Annotated in this window: 1 rRNA gene; it reads left to right on the top strand. The window is 47.3% G+C overall.

Going from position 1 to position 1,147, the window contains the following annotated elements:
- Positions 1-1,147, top strand: a 23S ribosomal RNA gene (locus AC5YGG_RS20860); the annotation flags it as partial.

The following is a 1,147-nucleotide window of genomic DNA, read 5'->3' as shown; positions in this document are numbered from 1 at the left end:
TAGAAGGTGATAATCCTGTACTCGAAAGGCATATAAAGATGATAAATGAGTAGGGCGGGACACGTGAAATCCTGTCTGAATATGGGGGGACCATCCTCCAAGGCTAAATACTCCTGAAAGACCGATAGTGAACAAGTACTGTGAAGGAAAGGTGAAAAGCACTTCGAATAGAAGGGTGAAATAGAACCTGAAACCGTACGCCTACAAGCGGTCGGAGCAGCTATATGCTGTGACGGCGTGCCTTTTGCATAATGAGCCTACGAGTTAATTTTACTAGCGAGGTTAAGGTATTAAGTACCGGAGCCGGAGCGAAAGCGAGTCTGAATAGGGCGGATAGTTAGTAGGATTAGACGCGAAACCTTGTGATCTACCCATGGGCAGGTTGAAGCTCTGGTAACACAGAGTGGAGGACCGAACCGGTTGACGTTGAAAAGTCTTCGGATGACCTGTGGGTAGGGGTGAAAGGCCAATCAAACTGGGAGATAGCTCGTACTCTCCGAAATGCATTTAGGTGCAGCGTCGTATATAAGTTTATTAGAGGTAGAGCTACTGATTGGATGCGGGGGTTTCATCGCCTACCAATTCCTGACAAACTCCGAATGCTAATAAATGTTCTACGGCAGTGAGGGCATGGGTGCTAAGGTCCATGTCCGAGAGGGAAAGAACCCAGACCAACAGCTAAGGTCCCAAAATATATGTTAAGTTGAAGCAACGCGGTTGGACTGCATTGACAGCTAGGATGTTGGCTTGGAAGCAGCCATTCATTTAAAGAGTGCGTAACAGCTCACTAGTCGAGCGGTCCGGCATGGATAATAATCGGGCATAAACATATTACCGAAGCTATGGATTTGTATTTAAGATACATCTGGTAGGAGAGCATTCTATTTGCGCCGAAGCAGTACTGTGAGGTATTGTGGAGCGGATAGAAAAGAAAATGTAGGCATAAGTAACGATAAAGCAGGCGAGAAACCTGCTCACCGAAAGACCAAGGCTTCCTCAGCCATGCTAATCAGCTGAGGGTTAGTCGGGACCTAACGCGAACCCGAGAGGGGTAGTGGATGGACAATGGGTTAATATTCCCATACTTGCTCACGAATAAAGGGGACGGTTGGATGTAGCTGCTGGAGACTGACGGAATAGTCAAGGC

Source organism: Chryseobacterium sp. CS2K3 (assembly GCF_059515185.1).
This window is presented reverse-complemented; position numbering and strand designations above follow the sequence as displayed.